Raw genomic sequence first — 18413 nt, 5'->3', positions numbered from 1 at the left:
GGAAACGCGTTGTTGACATGTTGTCAATAAGGGCGTGATGCTACGGCGATGTCGTACGACTACGACGTCCTCGTGATCGGCTCCGGGTTCGGGGGCAGCGTGACCGCGCTGCGCCTGACCGAGAAGGGCTATCGCGTCGGCGTCCTCGAGGCCGGGCGCCGCTTCACCGACGACCAGTTCGCCACGACGTCCTGGCGGCTGCGTGACTATGTGTACGCCCCGGCGCTCGGTTGCTACGGCATCCTCCGGCTCACCCTGCTCAAAAACGTGCTGATCATGTCGGGGGCGGGGGTCGGCGGTGGCTCGCTCGGGTACGCGAACACGCTGTACGAGCCGCCGGACGCGTTTTACGCCGACCCGCAGTGGTCCGGGATCACGGACTGGAAGGCGGCCCTGGCCCCCTATTACGACCAGGCCAAACGCATGCTCGGGGTGACGATCAACCCGGTCGAGACGGAATCTGATCGCGCGCTGCGGGCGGTGGCCGACGACCTGGGAGTCGGGGACAGCTATCGGCGTACGCCAGTGGGGGTCTACTTCGGAAGCGAACCCGGCGCCGTGGCGGCGGACCCGTTCTTCGGCGGGGCCGGGCCGGAGCGCAAGGGCTGCACGCTGTGCGGGTCGTGCATGACCGGGTGCCGGGAGAACGCCAAGAACACGCTGGTCAAGAACTATCTCTACCTGGCCGAGCGGGCGGGGGCGGAGGTGCTCGAGCGGACCACGGTGCGGGACGTGCGGCCGCTTCCCGACGGTGGCTACGTGGTCGCCACGCGGCGGACCGGCGGGCTGGCGAAACGGACGTTCACGGCGGAGCAGGTGGTCTTCGCGGCCGGGGCGCTCGGCACCCAGCGGCTGCTGCACAAGCTGCGGGACAGGGGCAGCCTGCCGGCGATCTCGGCGCGGCTCGGTGAGCTGAGCCGGACCAACTCGGAGTCGATCCTGGGCGCCCGCACCCGGCGGCGGGACCGGGACTTCAGCCACGGTGTCGCGATCACCTCCTCGATCCATCCGGATGCGGTCACGCACGTCGAGCCGGTGCGTTACGGGCCGGGAAGCAACCTGCTGGCGTTGCTCTCGACAGTGATGGTGGACGACGCGGGGCGGCAGCCGCGGTGGTGGGCCGGGCTCAAGGCGCTGGCGAGGGCGGGGCGGGACCTGCGGCTTTACGTGTCGCCGCGGGACTGGTCGCGGCAGACCGTGGTGCTGCTGGCCATGCAGCCGCTGGACAACTCGATCACGGTGTTTCGCAGGAGGGGGCGGCTGACCAGCCGGCCCGGGGTGGGTGAGCCGAATCCGGACTGGGTGCCGGCGGCGCACGACGTGGCTCGGCGGACCGCGGAGAAGGTGGACGGGGTGCCGCTCGGGTCGTACACCGAGTTGATCGGGAAGCCGGTGACCGGGCATTTCATCGGGGGGTGCGCGATCGGGGCGGACGCTGACTCCGGGGTGGTGGATCCGTATCACCGCCTCTATGGGTATCCGGGGCTGCACGTGATCGACGGGTCCACGGTGGCGGCGAATCTCGGGGTCAATCCGTCGCTGACGATAACCGCGCTGGCGGAGCGAGCGGTGGCGATGTGGCCCAACGTCGGCGAGTCGGATCCGCGGCCGCTAACGGGATATGTCTCGGTGAATCCGGTTGAGCCGGTCAAGGCGGTTGTTCCCGCTGATGCTCCGGCGGCGCTGCGCCTGAGGATCTCGGGATGACCCGCATCCTGATCATCGGCGCCGGGTTCGGCGGGGTGGCGGCTGCTGACGCGCTGCTCAAGGCCGGGTTCGATGACATCACCCTGGTCGAGAAGGCGGATCGAGTCGGTGGGGTGTGGCGGGACAATCGGTATCCCGGGTGCGCTTGCGACATTCCTGCTCCGCTCTACTCCTATTCGTACGCGCAGAATCCCGCGTGGAGTCGTCGCTTTCCGCCGCAGTCGGAGATCCTGGCCTATCTCGAACGGTGCGTGGCCGAATTCGGTCTCGCGGGGAAGGTCCGGCTCGGGACCGAGGTGACGGCCGCGGAGTGGGCCGACGGGGTGTGGCGGGTGACGACCGCTGCCGGCGAGGTGCTTGTGGCGGACGTGGTGATCCCGGCTGTCGGGCAGCTGTCGCGGCCGGCGATGCCGCAGCTCAGCGGGGAATTCGCGGGGCCGGCCATGCACACGGCTCGCTGGGATCCCTCGGTGTCGCTGTCGGGTAAGCGGGTGGCGGTGATCGGGACCGGGGCCAGCGCGATTCAGTTGGTGCCGGCTATCGCGGGGGTGGCTTCGCGGGTCACGGTGTTTCAGCGAACCGCGCCGTGGACGCTGCCGAAGCCGAACCGCCGCTACGGCTTCGTCCGGAGAAATCTGTACAAGTCGTTCCCGGCGCTGATGGGACCGGCGCGTGCGGGCACCTGGCTGATGACCGTGGTGACCGGTCGTGCCCTGACCGGACACAAGATCGCGGGTGCGCTGCTGCACACCCTCTCCGCCGGCCAGCGCCGCTGGCAGGTGCGCGACCCTGCGCTGCGTCGCAAGGTCACCCCGGACGAGCCGATGGGCTGCAAGCGGGTGCTGTTCACCAACGACTGGCTGCCCACCCTCGCCCGCCCGGACGTCGACCTGATCACCGAGAAGATCATCGGGGTGACGGCTGGTGGCGTGCGGACCGCGGACGGGGTGGAGCATGCGGCCGACGTGCTGGTGTACGGCACCGGTTTCGCGGCGACCGAGTTCCTGGTCCCGATCAAGGTGACCGGCCGGGACGGGGTCCGGCTGGACGAGGTGTGGAAGGACGGTGCGCACGCCTATCTGGGCATGGCCGTCCCCGGATTTCCGAACATGTTCCTGGTCTACGGCCCGAACACGAACACCGGCAACACCTCGGTGGTCTACTTCCACGAGGCCCAGGCCCGCTGGATCGCCCAGGCTGTCCGCCATCTCAACCATCATCAAACCCCTTTCGAGGTACGCCCCGAGGTCGCTGCCGCCTACGACGAGGAATTGCAGACCCGCCTCGCGAAAAGTGTCTGGACGTCTTGTCAAAGCTGGTATCGCACCGCCACCGGCCGCGTAGTCACCAACTGGCCAGGCATGGCCGCCGAATACCGCCGCCGCACCACCCGCCTCCGCCCCGAAGACTTCTGGTGACCTGGAGTCGGCGAAGTGCCGAAGGGTGGTCGGTTCGTTCGCATCACCTACCTCTGCTGGGAGGACTTCCGCTGACCTCAAGCCAGCGCAGTGCGCGGGTTCGTCTGATGGAGATCGCCCGACGGCCTTCCCGCTGACAGCGTCGCGCGTTTCCGGTCCGTCTGGCATTGCCGAGCGAACCAGCGGCGCTGCAACAAGATGCCACGGCGGCCAATGAGGGGCTGGGCCTACTGGCGTGGGTCCCAGCGGAACAGCCGGGTGGCTATGGGCACCGCGGCCAGTGCGGGCAAGGTCAGCAAGGCGATGGCCGGTAGCAGGCCGGCGGCGCCCGGGATCTGCCAAGCGATCCGGGACAGCTGGGTCACCGCCGCGCCCGGGAGCGCCAGCATCAGAGTGGGTACCTGGTCCGGCGGGGTCCGGGCGGCCCACAAGGCGCTGCCCAGCCAGGCCAGGGCGATCGGTGAGGTGGTCAGCTGAGCCAGCTCGGGGGCGGAGGTGAACGCGGCGGTCAGTGCTGCCAGAGCGCACCCGAGGACGGTGCCGCCCACGACGGCGAGCAGCAGCGGGCCCGGCGTGACCGGCCCCAAGCCCTCCCCGGACGCGGTGATGCCGAGCAGGAGCGCTGTCTGTGCCACGGTGAGCGCCGCCGACGGCGCCAGGGTGCCGGCCAGGATCGCCGCGTCCGACGCGCCGCTGGTCCGCAGCCGGCGAAGGACGGACTGCCGGCGGCGAGCGGCCAGCGTGGTGGTGCCGGAGACATATCCGGTCAGGGTGATCACCGTGACCAGCAGCAGCCCGGCGGTGGCGTCCGGGCCGGCCCGGCCGGTGTCCGCCTCGGCCCAGAGGATCAGCAACCCCAGCGCGGTCGGCAACACCGCGCCCATCACCAGGGTGAAGGGGCTCCGCCGCAGCAGCGTGAACTCGGCCCCGGCAATCAGCAGCCAGACCGGAACCCGCCTTACCCTGCGGGTGCCAGGGGGTCCGGAGGTGATGTGAAGGTTCGTGGGTGGGCTTCCGCGGCGGGCCTTCCGGTCATCTGGTGCGGGGTGGTCGCGTGTAGCGGGGTTTCCGTTGTCGGCCTGAAGGGCTGCCGTCGAGCGGGGATTTGCAGCCGGGCTCGCATGGTCCGCTCGGTGGTCTGGTGTGGGGTAGGGGCTCATGGCTGGGACTCCGTGACCGAACCGGCGATGTGGTGGAAGGTCCGGTCAGGGAGCCGGGGCCGCCCGCGTCGGCGACCGTGCCCGTGAACGCCACCCGGCCCTCGTCCATGATGGCGAGCCGGTTTGCCAGCGCCTCCGCCTCCTCCAGATAGTGGGTGGTGAACAGGATGGTCGTGCCGCGCTCGCGCAGTGACCGGAGAAGCGTCCAGGTGTGTTTCCGCGACTGCGGATCGAGCCCGCTGGTCGGCTCGTCCAGCAGCAGCAGCCGAGGTTGACCGCACAGCGCGACGGCCAGGTCGAGCTGGCGTCGCTCACCGCCGGAGAGCCGGCCGACCCGGAGCTCGGCCCGGTGCTCAAGGTGCACCTCGCCGAGCAGATCGGTGGCTGCGCGGTGGACGTCGCGGCGTCGGTGCAGCCGCAGCCAGAGGCGGATCGTCTCCAGCACGGTCAGCTCCGGGGCGCACCCGCTCTCCTGCGGGGCCACGCCCACCTCGGCGGCGAGCCGTCGGCGGTCGTGCCACGGGTCGCGACCCAGCAGTCGGATCGTGCCCGCCCGGGGCCGGCGCTGCCCGAGCAGCAGGTCCATGGTGGTGGTCTTGCCAGCGCCATTCGTGCCGAGCAGGGCGAACAGCTCGCCGGGGCGGACCTCCAGATCCACGCCGCGCACCACCTCGGATCGCTCGTAGGCGAACCGGAGGCCGGAACACATGATCGGATTCATGCCATCGAGTCTCGGCGGAATGCCGGCGTTGCCGTAGTGGCATTCGTGCATCAGGTTCGATGACAGATGTCATCAATGTGCTCCCGGGACGGGCGCCGCCGGGTGACCAGCCCGCATCATGGTGGCGTGACCGCATCGACCGACCACGCCGTTGGGCTGACCGCGCTCCGCCGGCTTACCTGGTGGACTGTGATCGGCTGCCTGCTCGCGGTCGTGGTGATCCTCGGCGTCGACCTGTCCGCGGTGCCGGCGCAGGCCGCCCGCGGGCTGGTGTTCGTGGTGTTGCTGCTGGTCTGTGCGGTGGCCGGCGGGCTCTTCGCGGTGCCGGTGCTGGGCACGCCTGTCCCACCGGCCGGGCTGATCGTCGTGGCCGGGGCGGGCGCGGCCGGCATTCTGCTCGGTGCCCACGTCATCGGTGTCGGCGGGTTCCCCTGGGCGCTGCCGCTGGCCGCCCTGATCGCCGCGGTGCTGGCCGGCTCGGGATCGAGGCGGTGGATGGTTCTGCCGGTCGGCGGGCTCCTGGCTTTCGGCATCGTGCTCGCCGGCTCCCGGTCGATCGGACCGGCCGCGTTGCGGGCCGCCCTGACGGATGCCGGGATCACCGTGCTGTGCGCCGCCGCGCTCTACGCGCAGGTGTGGATGTGTGAGGTGGCGGAGCGCATCGAGCGGGCCCGCCGGGCGGAGCGGAGCGCCGCGGTGACCGGTGAGCGACAGCGGTTCGCGGCGGAGTTGCACGACATCCAGGGCCACCACCTTCAGGTCATCGCGCTCAAGAGCGAGCTGGCCGAGCGGCTGGCCCAGACCGATCCGGCCCGCGCCCTGGCAGAGATGCGCGACGTGCAGGCGCTGGCCCGGCAGGCGCTCGGGGACACCCGCGAGCTGGTCCAGGGCTATCGTGCGGTGTCGCTGGAGACGGAGATTGCCAACGCCGCCCGGGTTCTCGACGCGGCCGGGATCAGATCCTCGATCGCTCCGGCCGACGGGCTGCCTGGGCTGCCGCCCGCCATGGAGAATCTGCTCGGCCTGGTGGTCCGGGAGTGCACCACGAATGTCCTTCGGCACAGCGCCGCACGTCGCTGCGAGATTTCGCTGACCGCACGGGACGGCGGGGTGGCGCTGCGGTTCGCCAACGATGCGCCGCTGGATGCCCGGGCCGGGCCGGACGGCGGGCTGGCCGGGTTGCGGGAGCGTATCGCGGCGGTGGGCGGCCACCTGCAGGCCACCCGGACGGCGGACCGTTTCACCGTCGATGCGGCTGTCCCCGAGACGCTCGCCCGATGATCCGAACAGTGAGCAGCGGCGGGGCGCGCGCCGCTTGTCAGCGTTCCCGGCGCAGCGTGTGGCCCTCGACGATGCGGCGGGCGGTGGTGCGTCCGGCGGTGGCGCGCCCGGCGGTGGCGCGCCCGGCGGTGGCGCGCCTCTCGGTGGCGCCGCGGTCCCTGGTGCCTCTGGCGGTGGTGCGCCTTTCGGTGGTGCCGCGGTCGGTGGTGCCTCCTGGTGGTGGCGCTGGCGGTGGTGCCGCGGTCGGTGGTGCGCCGCGTCGTGGCGCGTCTGGCGGTGGTGCGTCTGGCGGTGGTGCGCCGGGTGATGGCGCGCCCGGCGGTGGTGCGTCTGGCCGTGGTGCGTCGGTGCATGATGCGCCAGGCGGTCGTGCGGCGGGCGGTGGTGCGGCGGGCGGTGGTGCGGCGGGTGGTGGTGCGGCGAGCGGTGGCCCGGCGGGTGGTGGTGCCGCGGGTGGTGGTGCGGCGGACGGTGGTGCGCTGGGACAGGAATTCGGCGGCGGGTGAGGGCTGCTGATGATTCGGTTGGTGCTTGCTGATGACGAGGACCTGATTCGTGGGGCGTTGGCTGCGCTGCTGACTCTAGAGCCGGACCTCACGGTGGTCGGCGAGGCGGCGGACAGCGAGAGGGCGGTTGAGGTCGCGATGCGGACTCGACCCGATCTGGCGGTGCTCGACCTGGAGATGCCGCCGGGGGACGGGTTGCAGGCGGCGACGGCGATTCGGGCCCGGTTGGGGATACCGGTTGTGCTGGTCACCCGGCATGCTCGGCCGGCTGTGCTGCGCCGGGCGTTGGCGGCCGGCATTGGCGGGTTCGTTCCGAAGACGACGCCGGCGGCCAGGCTTGCTGAGATCATCCGGGCGGTGCACGGTGGCGGGCGCTATGTCGACCCGGAGATCGCGGCGAGTGCCCTGAGCGAGAATGACTGTCCGCTTACCGCGCGTGAGCTGGAGATTCTTGCGGTGGTTCGGGGCGGGGCGCCGATCGCCGAGATCGCCGCGGCGTTGCATTTGGCACCGGGGACTGTTCGCAACTATCTGTCGGTGGTGATGGGCAAGTTGGGCGCTGACACCCGGCATGCCGCCGCTCATCGCGCCTGGGTGGAGGGCTGGATCTGAGGTAGTCGGAGGCCGAGGGCTCCGGAAGGGAGGGTGTGAGGTTTCACGGGTGGGCTTGGTGTGAGGTTGCGGGCTGCCCGGAGGGTGGGCTGGGTTTTGGGTTGCCCGGAGGGTGCGCCGGGTTTGAGGTTGCCGGTTGCCCGGAGGGTGGGTTGGGTCTGAAGTTGCCGGCTGTCCCGGGAGCGTGTGTCGGGGTTGGAGGTCGCCGGCAGCCCGGAGGGTGGGCTGCCGGCGACGGGGTTCAGCTCAGCTGGAAGACGGTGCCGGAGGTGGCGGTGGTTACCGTGCCGGCGGTGACCTTCAGGAAGCGGGCCGGGTCGGCGGCGGTGCGGATGGTGATGCCTCCCCGGGTGGGGATCCGGCGGATCGGGGTGGCGGTGGCGGTGAGGGTCACCGCGGTGCCGTTGATGGTGAGGAACAGGGAGGGCTGGTCGACGGACTGGATGGTTTCGGTGCCGTCGGCGGCGGCTACGAAGCGGAACTGGGTGGCGCCCAGGTCACGCGGCGCCGGGGCGACCTGGACCGCCGTGCCAGCGTGGTGCACGAAGGTGTTCCGGGAGTCACGGACGTTCAGGCGGACGATCGGGCCGCCGTCGCCCACCGGCACCCCGAACAGCGGCGTGCCGTCCGGGTGCCAGTAAAGCTTCTGCACCCGGGCGTGGCGGTTCGGGTCGTACAGCGGGTCGCCGGTGATCTGCTTGTAGTCACGGGCGTGGTAGACCAGCACGTCGGTCTTACCGTCCTCGGCCACGGTGAACGAGTTGTGCCCGGGACCCCAGCGCTTCGTCTCATCGTTGCTCACGAAGATCGGGTCCGGGCTCTTCGTCCAACTGTCCCGGTCCAGCAGGTTCGCCGAGGCGGACGCGGTGAGCAGCCCCATGCAGTAGTTGGCGTCGGTGGCGCTGGCCGAGTAGGTCAGGAACACCCGCCCGTTGCGGACCAGCACCGCCGGCCCCTCGTTCACCTTGTAGCCCTGGATCTCCCACGACTTGGTGGGCGTGGTGAGCCGGGTCGGCTTCGACTTCAGCGTCCACGGGTTCGCCATCTCGGCGATGTAGACGCTGGAGTTCACCGCGATCTCCGGCTCGCTCTGCGCCCACAGCAGGTACCGCTTGCCCCGGTGGCTGAACGTGGTCGCGTCCAGCGCGAAGCTGTCCCACTCCAGAGCGATCTCGCCCTTCACCGACCAGCCGGCCGGGTCGAGCGGGTCGGCCAGCGACGACTCCAGGACGAACGGCCGGATGTGCCAGATGTCGTCGGCGTCGCTGCTGGTGAAGTAGATGTACCACTTGCCGTCGATCCGGTGCAGCTCCGGCGCCCAGACGAAACCGCCCATCTTGCCGCCGGCCGGGCGCGTCCAGATGGTGGTCTCGGTCGCGTCGGTCAGCCCGGCCAGGGTGGTGGAGCCGCGCAGCACGACGCGGTCGTAGGAGGGGACCGAGCCGGTGAAGTAGTACTTGCCGTTGATCCGCTCGCTGATGAACGGGTCGGCCCGCTGACTGACCAGCGGCTGGGTGGTGGGCACGCCGTAGATCTCGGCGTCGCTGACAACCGGGTCGGCGTGCGGCGCGCCCTCGGCGGCGCTCAGCAGAGCGGCGGCCGGCAGAACGGTGGCGAGCGCACCGGCGGCGCCGCCCAGAAGGAGAGTCCGACGATTCATGGCTGGGCTCCTCATCGGGTCCGGATGCGCAGGAAGGTGACCGAGTTCGCCGGGAACTCGCGGGTGAAGCTCGACGAGACGCCGCGGATGGTGCTGGTGACCGGCTGGATCGGTTCGGCCGTGCGGGTGTTCTGCTCGGCCGGGTCGCCGGTCAGGACGGTCATCTTCGCCGTGCCCGCGACCTTCCGGCCGCCAAGATCGATCTTGGTGACGGCCGCCTTGTCCTGGGCGTTGACCACCTTGACGATCAGCTCGCCGGTCTTCGTGTCGGTGGTGACGACCTGCGCGAACGGCTCGGTGACCGCGTTGTCGTCGAAGCTGCCCCACTCGACGCCGTCCAGGAACAGCGTCACCTTCGTACCCCGTACTTGGATCTTGAGGTCGTAGGTCTGCCCGGTGGTGATCGTGTTCGGCTTGGTGAGCAGCTGCTCCTTGGCGGAGGTGATCCCCTTCTCGACGGCGCCCTGGGTGTTGTTCCAGCCGCCCAGGTTCCACCAGTAGAAGTTGCCGGTCTGCTGGATGCCGAACGCGACCAGGAAGCCCTCGGCGCCGGCCTGCTTGGTCGCCTTCAGCGTGTAGTCGTAGTCGGTGTCGGTGATCGTCGCCGCCTTGACCATGGTGTCCTCGGTGTCCGTGGTCGTCTGGGCGTAGCCGCCGTTCGCCACGGTCCAGGTGCCGCGGTTCGCCACCGGGGTCCAGCCGTCGGCGTTGCCGTCACCGAAGTCGTCGCTGAATAGCACCGTGCCGTCCGGCCTGGTCACCTTGACGTCGTCGTAGGTGGCCGCGGTCCGCCAGGTGGAGAGCCCGATCGCGCCGGTGATCGGCTTGGGCAGCTGCACGCCGCCGCCGCTGACCGCGCTCGGCACCACCCGGTCGCCGACGTTGTTCATGAACAGCTTCTGCATCTGGTAGCTGGTCGAGCCCCACGACTCGTCGTTGTCGAACCAGATCATGTCCGGCTTCCACTGCACGTTGTCGATGTTGGCGAGCAGCGGCGCGTAGGACGCCATCTTCACCACGTCGGCGTTGCGCTCCAGACCGGTCATGTAGGCCGCCTCGGCCAGCGAGTTGGCGAACTTGGCGTCCAGCGAGGCGTACTCACCGAGGAAGACCTTGGGACCGTTGCGGTCGTACGAGTCGTACCGGTTGTTGTTCTGGAGGAACCAGGCCGGGCTGTTGTAGTAGTGCTCGTCGACCATGTCGGTGCCGTTGGCCTTGTTCTTGGCCCACAGGTTCTCGAACGTGCCGCCCTGGTCGTCCGGCCCGGAGTTGCTGATCACGGTGATCGACGGGTACTTGGCCTTGATCGCGTCCTCGAACTTGACGAAGTTCGCGAAGTACTCCTCGGGCAGGTTCTCCTCGTTGCCGATGGCGACCGTGGTCAGGCCGAACGGCTTCGGGTGCCCCATCTGCGCGCGGACCCTGCCCCAGGTCGAGGTGACCGGCCCGTTCGCGAACTCGATCAGGTCCAGGGTGTCCTGGATGTACTTCTGGAGCAGCGCCTCGTCGACCGTGGCGCGGTTCTGCCCACAGCCGGTGACCAGCGCCGGCAGCACCGGCAGCGGCATCGCGCCGATGTCCTCGGCGAACTGGAAGTACTCGTAGTAGCCGAGGCCGTAGGAGGCGTTGTAGCCCCAGAAGTTCTTGTTGGTGGCACGGGTCTCGACCGCCCCGACGGTGTCCTTCCACTGGTAGGACCGGGCCCGCGGGTAGTTGTTCGCCGCGTCGTAGGGGTACATGCTGCCGGTGTTGACCAGGCAGCCGCCGGGGAACCGGACGAAGCCCGGGTGCAGCGCCGCGATCTTCTCGGCCAGGTCGGCGCGCAGGCCGTTCTTGCGGCCCTTGTAGGTGTCGCGCGGGAACAGCGAGACCTCGTCGATCTTGACCGGCGCGCTGCTGGAGACGCTCAGCCGGCCGCGGTCGGAGGTGGCCGTCCCGCGCAGCAGCCCGGTGTATTTCCGCCAGGCGTCACCGCTCGTCGTGATCGTGAGGGGCGCGGCACCGGTCAGGGTGATCGTCAGCGTCGCGGAGCCACGGGCCCAGATCGAAAAATCGTACAAATCAGATTTTTGTACGGCGATGCCGCTGTTGTACCCGGCGTTGGTGACGCTGCCGTTCAGCGACAGATAGTTCCGGTTGCGCTCGTTGAGCCGCTGGTCGTCGTTCACCACGGTGGCCGTGCCGTCGACGGTCCAGGCGGTCAGGCCGTTGAAGCCGTTCGCGTCGGTCGCAGTGAACTCGAACGAGCGGTTGCGGACCAGCTCGGCGTAGAGACCGCCGTCGGCCGCGTAGTTGATGTCCTCGAAGAAGACGCCGTACATCGACTTCGAGATCTTCGCGCCGGTGGCGTCCGGGCTGACCTTGATCGTGTAGTCCGGCTCGACCGCGGACGCGGCGACCGGCGGGGCGACCGCGAGCGGCAGCGAGACCAGCACGGCCGCCGCTCCGATCAAACGGGCTCTGATGTGTGGCATGAGGGGTCCTCCGGTGCGGGTGGAGACGCAACGTGGGGATGTGTCGGGGATGTTTCGGTGTCGGAAGCTCTGCAATGTGTACGCAAACATCGATCGTCCTGTCAAGAGGATCGCGTCGATGTCCTGCCTGCCGAAAAACCCCTCTGGCGCACCATGCGGTTCTGTTGTTAACGTTCACCAAACTTACATTTGCAGCGCCGCAAAACAGGCCGCTTTCCTTCCGGTTCCCCCAAGATCAAGACCCGATTTCGGTACGCCCGGAGCACCGTCCCCGCCCCACCCGCGGCAGCGCGCTCCCGGCGTACCGAAAGCCGAAGTGACAGAGAGGACCGCCCGCCGTGAGCGGCCGGCGGTCCTGATCCGCGCGGTCAGACCAGAGCCGGGTCACCCGTCAGGATCCGCCGGTGCAGCGCGCGCAGGGCGGGACCCGGCTGGACGCCCAGCTCGGCGGCGAGCACCCGGTGCACCTCGCGGTAATGGCTCAGCGCGTCGGCGGTGCGCCCGGAGCGATGCAGCGCGGTCATCAGCAGCGCGTGGCAGTGCTCGCGGAGCGGCTCCTCGGCGACCATGGCACGCAGGTCGGCGATCGCCTCGGCGTGCCCGCCCAGCTCGATGGTGACGGTGGCCAGGTCGACGGCGGCGGCCCGGCGCAGCTCGGTGAGCCGGGCGCGCTGGCCCGTCACGTAGTCGCCGCCGACGCCGGCCAGCGGGGCGCCCCGGTGCAGGGCCAGGGCGGCGCGCAACGCGGCAGCCGCGGTTCGCCGGTCGCCGGCCCGGAGCGCCTCCGCGGCCCGCGCGGTGTGCCGGTGGAAGACCTGGACGTCGAGGGAACCGGGGGGCGCCGTCAGCACGTAGCCCCCGCCGATCCAGTCGATCCGGACCGCGTCGCCGGGGCGGAGCAGCCCGCGCAGCCGGGACAGGTAGGTGCGCACGGTGGCCACCGCGGACGCCGGCGGATCCGTCGGCCAGAGCGCGTCGACCAGCTCGTCCACCGTGGTCAGCAGTCCCTCACGGAGCAGCAGCACGGAGAGCGCGGCGCGCTGCTGCGGGGAGCCGAGCGGCAGTTCGGCGCCGTCGCGCCAGGCGCGGACCGGACCGAGCAGGGTGAACGTGACCGACATGCGGCGAGTGTGGCGGAGCGCCCTTGACCGCCACTTGCATCGCGGGTCAAGCGAGGGATGACCGTGACGTTCATCGGGCGTTAATCCGGACCCGGTGGTCACCGTGCACCCGTGCTCATAGCGTCCCGGGAGCCCGCGCCATCAGCGCGGACGTCCACGAGGGGATAACGATGCCAGACTCGATTCGCCGTCTTCTGCCGCTGCTCGGGCACAGTGGTGGCAACCGGGACGCGATGACCTGTTTCTACCGATGCGGGAACGCCTGTGACCACCCCGCGCCCAACGAGTCCGCCAACGGCTACCTGGGCGATGTGGTCAACGCCGCGATGAGCCGCCGTGGCGTGATGCGCGCCGGCGCGGTCGGCGGCATGGTGCTCGGCTTCGGCGGTGCGGCCACCGCCGCCCTGGCCGGCCCGGCGGCGGCCGCCGCGCCTGCTTCGCACACTCCCGCGCACGGCCACAAGCCCACGAAGGCCGGCAAGCTCACCTTCGAGACCGTCGAGCCGAACACGCTGGACCGGGTGACCATCCCGGCCGGCTACCAGACCTCGGTCGTGATCCGCTGGGGTGACCCGGTCGTCGCCGGCGCACCGGCCTTCGACCTGCACAACCAGTCGGCGTACCGGCAGTCGCTCCAGTTCGGCTTCAACAACGACTTCGTCGGCGTGCTGCCGCTTCCCGGACGGCACGACCGGGCGCTGCTCGTGGTCAACCACGAGTACACCAACGAGGAGCTGATGTTCCCCGGCTTCACCAGCCTGGACGCGCTCTCCGTCGGGCAGCTGGAGACCGCGATCGCCGCGCACGGCCTCTCCGTCGTGGAGATCGAGCGGGTCGGCCGCAGCGGGCAGTGGAAGCCGGTTGCCGGTCGCCGCCTGCCCTACAACCGCCGGATCACCGCGCTGGCCACCACGTTCCACCTGACCGGCCCGGCCGCCGGCTCGGCCGCGCTGCGGACCGCCGCCGACCCGCACGGCAAGACCGTCATCGGTACGCTGAACAACTGCTCCGGCGGCGTCACCCCGTGGGGCACTGTGCTCTCCGGCGAGGAGAACTTCAACCAGTACTTCGTCGGTGGCGACGCGGTCTCCGACGCCGAGAAGGTCAGGCTCAACCGGTACGGCATCACCACCACCGCGCGGTATCCCAGCGGCTCGCGCAAGTGGGACCGGGCGCAGGAGCGCTTCGACCTGGCCAAGCACCCGAACGAGGCGAACCGGTTCGGCTGGGTCGTCGAGGTGGACCCGTTCGACCCGGACTCGGCCCCGCGCAAGCACACCGCGCTGGGCCGGCTCAAGCACGAGGGCGCGAACGTCATCGTGGCGAAGAACGGGCACGTGGTCGCGTACATGGGTGACGACGAGCGGTTCGAGTACCTGTACAAGTTCGTCTCCGACAAGAAGTTCATGCCGGGGCACTCGCCCGTGGCCCGCAAGCACAACCTGACCCTGCTCGAGTCCGGCACGCTGTACGTCGCCAAGGTCATCGGCGACAGCGTGGCGAGCGAGATCGACGGCTCCGGCAAGCTCCCGCTCGACGAGAAGTTCGACGGCAAGGGCGTCTGGATCAAGCTGGTCGCGGGCAACCGCTCGTTCGTCCCGGGGATGACCGCCGCGGACGTGCTGACCTTCACCCGCCAGGCGGGCGACGCGGCCGGCGCGACGAAGATGGACCGGCCCGAGGACGTGCAGCCGAGCCTGCGTACCGGCAAGATCTACGCCGCGATGACCAACAACACCAACCGTGGTGTCGGCACGAACGCCCCGGCCGACGAGGCGAACCCGCGCAACGCCAACAAGCACGGGCACATCTTCGAGATCACCGAGGACGGCGGCGACCACACCGGCGAGTCGTTCAGCTGGCAGCTGCCGATCGTCTGCGGCGACCCGGCCGCGGCCGACACCTACTTCGGCGGTTACGACAAGTCGGCGGTCTCGCCGATCTCCTGCCCGGACAACGTCGCCTTCGACAGCGCCGGCAACCTGTGGATCTCCACGGACGGTACGCCGAGCACGCTGAAGACCAACGACGGCCTGTTCGCGGTGCCGGTCGAGGGCCGGGAGCGCGGGCACCTCAAGCAGTTCCTGACCGTGCCGGTCGGCGCCGAGACCTGCGGCCCGTTCATCACCGAGGACGACAAGTCGGTCTTCGTGGCGGTGCAGCACCCCGGTGAGGTCACCGGCGCCACCGTCGACAAGCCGGCCTCGGTCTGGCCGGACGGCGGGTACGCCAAGCCCGCCGTGATCGTCACCTGGCGCCCGGACGGCGGCCCGATCGGCAGCTGACGTCATCGCCGGAACGGCCACGGCGTACGGCGCCGTGGCCGTTCACATTTCACGCAACGTAACCGGACGGGCCGGGGCTCCCGCGTGGTTACATGACGTAAGTCACGGAGAGGAACTGGAACCGACACGCTAACTTCCTACGCGGGAATGCCGCGCAGCGGCCGGGTGAGGCCCGGCAGGGGAGACTGGTGATCGACTTAGAGACCGGTGTGCAGCCGGTGGCCACGACGACCGTGACGGCTCGGGCGCGGGCCGTCGTCCCCGGGGTGCTCTCCGGACTGCTGATGCTCGTGGTCGCTCTGACCGACGCCACCCGTCCGGGACTGAGCTGGGACGAGGTGACCTCGGCCGAGGTGTCCCAGCGGACCTTCGGCGAGATCTGGACGCTGGTCCACCACGTGGACGCCGTCTTCGCCGCGTACTACTGGTTCCTGCACGCCTGGACCGGGGTCTTCGGCGACAGCATGCTGTCGCTGCGGCTGCCGTCGATCCTGGCGATGGCCGGCGCGGCCGGGCTCGCCGCCGAGCTCGGCCGGCGGCTGTTCAGCCCGCTGATCGGGCTGGTCACCGGTCTGATCCTGGTGATGATCCCGAACACCTCGCGCTATGCGGCGGAGGCCCGGCCCTACGCGTTCGTCTGCTTCCTCTCGGTCCTCGCCCTGCTGATCCTAGTGACCCTGGTGGCCAGGAGGGAGCGAGCGCCCCTCTGGCTGTGGGCCGGCTACTCGGTGACCCTGCTGCTGCTCGGCGGGTTCCACCTGGTCTCGCTCACCACCCTGGCCGCGCACGCCGTGGTCGTGGGCGTCGCCGCCTGGCGCCGGCACGACTGGCGGCTGGTCCGGACCTGGCTGATCGCCGTCGTGGTCGCGGTCCTGCCCCTGCTGCCGCTGGCCCGGTTCGGCACCCAGCAGGACGAGACCCAGCTGCACTGGGTCAAGCCGATCACCATCGACCTGGTCCGCGCGATGCCCGCCGACATCGCCGGATCGAGCCGGCTGGTCTGGCTGCTGATCGGCCTCGCGGTGCTCGCCGCCTGGCGCCCGGGCCGCCGGATCGCGCCGATCGCGGTGCTCGCGCTCGGCCCGTTCACCGTGGTCGCGTTGGTCTCGGCGCTGGCCTCGCCGATGTGGGTGGCCCGCTACATGCTCGTGGTGCTGACCCCGCTCGCCCTCCTGGCCGCGGTCGCCCTGGTCGCCGACACCCCGGAGCCGCGCGCCTGGCGGGACCTGCTCGGCGGCCGGTTCTTCCGGATCGGTGCGGTGCTGCTCCTGCTCGCCTTCGTCGCGCTGCCGGGCCAGCAGGACGTCCGCAAGCCGGCCGCGAAGAACGGGCCGGACTACCGCGGCCTGGCCAAGGTGGTCGGCCAGTACGAGCAGCCCGGCGACGTGATCGTCTACCCGCCCAAGAACCGCGCGATGCGCGCCGGGATGGACTACTACCTGAACCGGCTGCCCAGCCGGCCGGCCGACGTGCTGTTCAAGACCCCGGCCGCGCAGACCGGCCTGCTCATTGCCGACGAGTACACCGACGACGCGGCCCGGGTGGCCGGCGCCCCGGAGGTCTGGCTGATCCTCGCGGACCAGCGGCCCGACCCGCTGGGCGCCCGGCCCGGCCTGCGCGAGCTGCTCACCACGCAGTACACCGAGGCCGGTCGCTGGCACAAGAAACACGGCACCGCGGTGCTGTACCGCCGCAAGGGCTGACCTGGCAGGCTGTCGACCCATGAAGGTGCTGCTGCCCGACTCCGTGGAACTCGACGTCACGCTGCCCGCCGACGTCACCGCCGTGGTCTATCAGATCGGCGCGCCGATCCCGGAGGAGCACACCGACGCCGAGATCCTGGTGGTCTGGGGCAACCCGCCGGCCCCGCTGGCCGACGCGGCCCAGCGGCTCAAACGGCTGCGCTGGGTGCAGACCCTGGCCGCCGGGCCGGACGCGGTGCTCCAGGCCGGGTTCGCCCCGGACGTGGTGGTCACCGCCGGGCTCGGGCTGCACGACCAGACCGTCGCCGAGCACACCCTGACCCTGGTGCTGGCCGCCGCCCGCCGGCTGAACCTGCTGGTCCGGGCTCAGATCGGCCACCGCTGGGCGGGGGAGCTGGGCGGGAGGCAGCCGGTCAAGGACACCGGCGCCTTCCGGACGCTGCGCGACGCGCACGTGGTGATCTGGGGCTTCGGCGGGATCGCCGGCACCCTCGCCCCGCTGCTGGCCGCGCTCGGCGCCCGGGTCACCGGGGTGGCCCGGACGGCCGGCGAGCGCCACGGCTTCCCGGTCGTCACCGCCGCCGACTTCCCCGAGCTGCTGCCCACCGCGGACGTGCTGATCTCGATCCTGCCGGCCACCGCGTCGACCGCCGGTGCGCTGGACGCCACCGTGTTCGGCCTGCTCCCGCCGCGCGCCTGGGTGGTGAACGTGGGCCGGGGCAGCACCCTCGACGAAACCGCGCTGCTCGACGCGCTGCGCTCGGGCCGGATCGCCGGCGCGGCCCTGGACGTGTTCGCCACCGAGCCGCTGCCGCCCGCCTCGGAGCTGTGGGACCAGCCGAACGTGATCATCACCCCGCACGCGGCCGGTGGCCGTCCGGTCGGCGCGGCGGGGCTGATCGAGGCGAACGTGGCGGCCTTTCTCGCCGCTCAGCCTCTGCGCAATCAGGTCTGGCCGCATCCTTGACCGGGAGGCCGCTGCTCGCACGGAATCCTAGTTGCCGGTGAAGGTCGGGGGTCGGCGGGCCAGGCTCGCCGCGATCCCCTCCGCGCTGTCCGCCGTCGCCCAGTGCACCTTCTGCTCGGCCAGCTCGTGGTCGAGCGCCTGCCGCACCCGGCCGGCCAGGTCGCCGCGGAGCGTGGCGCGCATCGACCGGACCGCGAGCGGCGCCGCCGCGGCGATCTCCAGGGCCAGGGCGCGGGCGGTCTCCCGGACCCGGCCCGGCTCGGCGAGCCGGTCGGCCAGCCCGATCCGGTGCGCCTCGTCGCCGCCGACCCGGCGCGCGGTCAGCATCATGTCGGTCGCCTTCTGCCGGCCGATCAGCTCGGGCAGCGTCACGCTGAGCCCGAAGCCGGCGTGGAAGCCGAGCTTGCCGAAATTCGCCTGGAACCGGGTGGCCGCCTCGGCGACCCGGAAGTCGGCGGCGCAGGCCAGGCCGAGGCCGCCGCCGACGGCCGTGCCCTGCACTGCGGCGACGATCGGCGTCCGCAGGTCGAACAGCTGGGCGGCGCGCCGATAGAGGCGCTCGGCCGCGGCCACGTGGTCGGCGGCGAACTCGCCACCACCGAAGTCCGCCCCGGCGCAGAAGTGCTTGCCCTCCGAGGCGAGCAGCAGCACCCGGCAGGCCGGATCGTCGTCCAGCTCACCGGCCGCACCGACGATCTGCCCGATCAGCGCCTCGTCGAAGTGGTTGGCCGGAGGCCGCCGCATCTCGAGCAGCGCGACACCGTCCTGGAGGCTGACAGAAAGATCCACGAGACCGAA

Annotated in this window: 14 protein-coding genes; 8 read left to right on the top strand and 6 right to left on the bottom strand. The window is 70.8% G+C overall.

Annotated elements, in window-relative coordinates; all coding sequences use genetic code 11:
• The first annotated feature begins 48 nt into the window (after nucleotides 1-48).
• Nucleotides 49-1707, top strand: a complete 1659-nt coding sequence (locus Aiant_RS06755; protein ID WP_189335076.1) for a GMC oxidoreductase — start codon at nucleotides 49-51, stop codon at nucleotides 1705-1707.
• Complete coding sequence (locus Aiant_RS06750; RefSeq protein ID WP_189335077.1) at nucleotides 1704-3125, top strand: flavin-containing monooxygenase; 1422 nt, start codon at nucleotides 1704-1706, stop codon at nucleotides 3123-3125. The genes Aiant_RS06755 and Aiant_RS06750 overlap by 4 nt, the downstream gene beginning before the upstream one ends.
• 227 nt (nucleotides 3126-3352) lie before the next feature.
• On the opposite strand, the gene Aiant_RS06745 is transcribed toward Aiant_RS06750, so the two are convergent.
• Entirely contained in the window at nucleotides 3353-4009 is a 657-nt protein-coding gene (locus Aiant_RS06745; RefSeq protein WP_189335216.1) for an ABC transporter permease, read from the bottom strand.
• 148 nt (nucleotides 4010-4157) lie between these two features.
• Nucleotides 4158-5006 carry an ABC transporter ATP-binding protein gene (locus Aiant_RS06740; RefSeq protein ID WP_212846977.1) on the bottom strand — a complete coding sequence of 283 codons (849 nt, stop codon included), beginning with the start codon at nucleotides 5004-5006 and terminating at the stop codon, nucleotides 4158-4160.
• A 126-nt stretch (nucleotides 5007-5132) separates the two neighbouring features.
• Between Aiant_RS06740 and Aiant_RS06735 the strand changes: the two genes are divergently transcribed.
• The 3 genes from Aiant_RS06735 to Aiant_RS06725 all read left to right on the top strand — a co-directional run bounded on the left by Aiant_RS06735 (nucleotide 5133) and on the right by Aiant_RS06725 (nucleotide 7405).
• Nucleotides 5133-6287, top strand: a complete 1155-nt coding sequence (locus Aiant_RS06735; RefSeq protein ID WP_189335078.1) for a sensor histidine kinase — start codon at nucleotides 5133-5135, stop codon at nucleotides 6285-6287.
• Between the two features lie 216 nt (nucleotides 6288-6503).
• Nucleotides 6504-6803, top strand: a complete 300-nt coding sequence (locus Aiant_RS06730) for a hypothetical protein (RefSeq protein ID WP_189335079.1) — start codon at nucleotides 6504-6506, stop codon at nucleotides 6801-6803.
• 11 nt (nucleotides 6804-6814) lie between these two features.
• Entirely contained in the window at nucleotides 6815-7405 is a 591-nt protein-coding gene (locus Aiant_RS06725; RefSeq protein ID WP_306415850.1) for a response regulator transcription factor, read from the top strand.
• Between the two features lie 241 nt (nucleotides 7406-7646).
• On the opposite strand, the gene Aiant_RS06720 is transcribed toward Aiant_RS06725, so the two are convergent.
• The 3 genes from Aiant_RS06720 to Aiant_RS06710 all read right to left on the bottom strand — a co-directional run bounded on the left by Aiant_RS06720 (nucleotide 7647) and on the right by Aiant_RS06710 (nucleotide 12660).
• Nucleotides 7647-9065, bottom strand: a complete 1419-nt coding sequence (locus Aiant_RS06720; RefSeq protein WP_189335081.1) for a glycoside hydrolase family 43 protein — start codon at nucleotides 9063-9065, stop codon at nucleotides 7647-7649.
• An 11-nt stretch (nucleotides 9066-9076) separates the two neighbouring features.
• Nucleotides 9077-11539 carry an alpha-L-arabinofuranosidase C-terminal domain-containing protein gene (locus Aiant_RS06715; RefSeq protein WP_189335082.1) on the bottom strand — a complete coding sequence of 821 codons (2463 nt, stop codon included), beginning with the start codon at nucleotides 11537-11539 and terminating at the stop codon, nucleotides 9077-9079.
• A gap of 368 nt (nucleotides 11540-11907) precedes the next feature.
• The gene (locus tag Aiant_RS06710; RefSeq protein ID WP_189335083.1) at nucleotides 11908-12660 is read right to left on the bottom strand and encodes an AfsR/SARP family transcriptional regulator; all 753 of its coding nucleotides are present in this window, start codon (nucleotides 12658-12660) and stop codon (nucleotides 11908-11910) included.
• A gap of 170 nt (nucleotides 12661-12830) precedes the next feature.
• Here Aiant_RS06710 and Aiant_RS06705 point away from each other — a divergent pair, with 170 nt between their 5' ends.
• The 3 genes from Aiant_RS06705 (at nucleotide 12831) to Aiant_RS06695 (ending at nucleotide 17615) form a co-directional block, all read left to right on the top strand.
• The gene (locus Aiant_RS06705) at nucleotides 12831-14945 is read left to right on the top strand and encodes a PhoX family protein (RefSeq protein ID WP_189335084.1); all 2115 of its coding nucleotides are present in this window, start codon (nucleotides 12831-12833) and stop codon (nucleotides 14943-14945) included.
• Nucleotides 14946-15133: 188 nt separating this feature from the next.
• Complete coding sequence (locus tag Aiant_RS06700; protein WP_189335085.1) at nucleotides 15134-16648, top strand: glycosyltransferase family 39 protein; 1515 nt, start codon at nucleotides 15134-15136, stop codon at nucleotides 16646-16648.
• Nucleotides 16649-16667: 19 nt separating this feature from the next.
• Nucleotides 16668-17615 carry a phosphoglycerate dehydrogenase gene (locus Aiant_RS06695; RefSeq protein ID WP_189335086.1) on the top strand — a complete coding sequence of 316 codons (948 nt, stop codon included), beginning with the start codon at nucleotides 16668-16670 and terminating at the stop codon, nucleotides 17613-17615.
• 27 nt (nucleotides 17616-17642) lie between these two features.
• On the opposite strand, the gene Aiant_RS06690 is transcribed toward Aiant_RS06695, so the two are convergent.
• Nucleotides 17643-18404, bottom strand: a complete 762-nt coding sequence (locus Aiant_RS06690) for an enoyl-CoA hydratase/isomerase family protein (RefSeq protein WP_229831140.1) — start codon at nucleotides 18402-18404, stop codon at nucleotides 17643-17645.
• Between the last annotated feature and the right edge of the window lie 9 nt (nucleotides 18405-18413).

Source organism: Actinoplanes ianthinogenes (assembly GCF_018324205.1).
Classification (GTDB): domain Bacteria; phylum Actinomycetota; class Actinomycetes; order Mycobacteriales; family Micromonosporaceae; genus Actinoplanes; species Actinoplanes ianthinogenes.
Note: the sequence above shows the minus strand (reverse complement) of the source record. Positions and strands in the feature narration are given on the sequence as shown.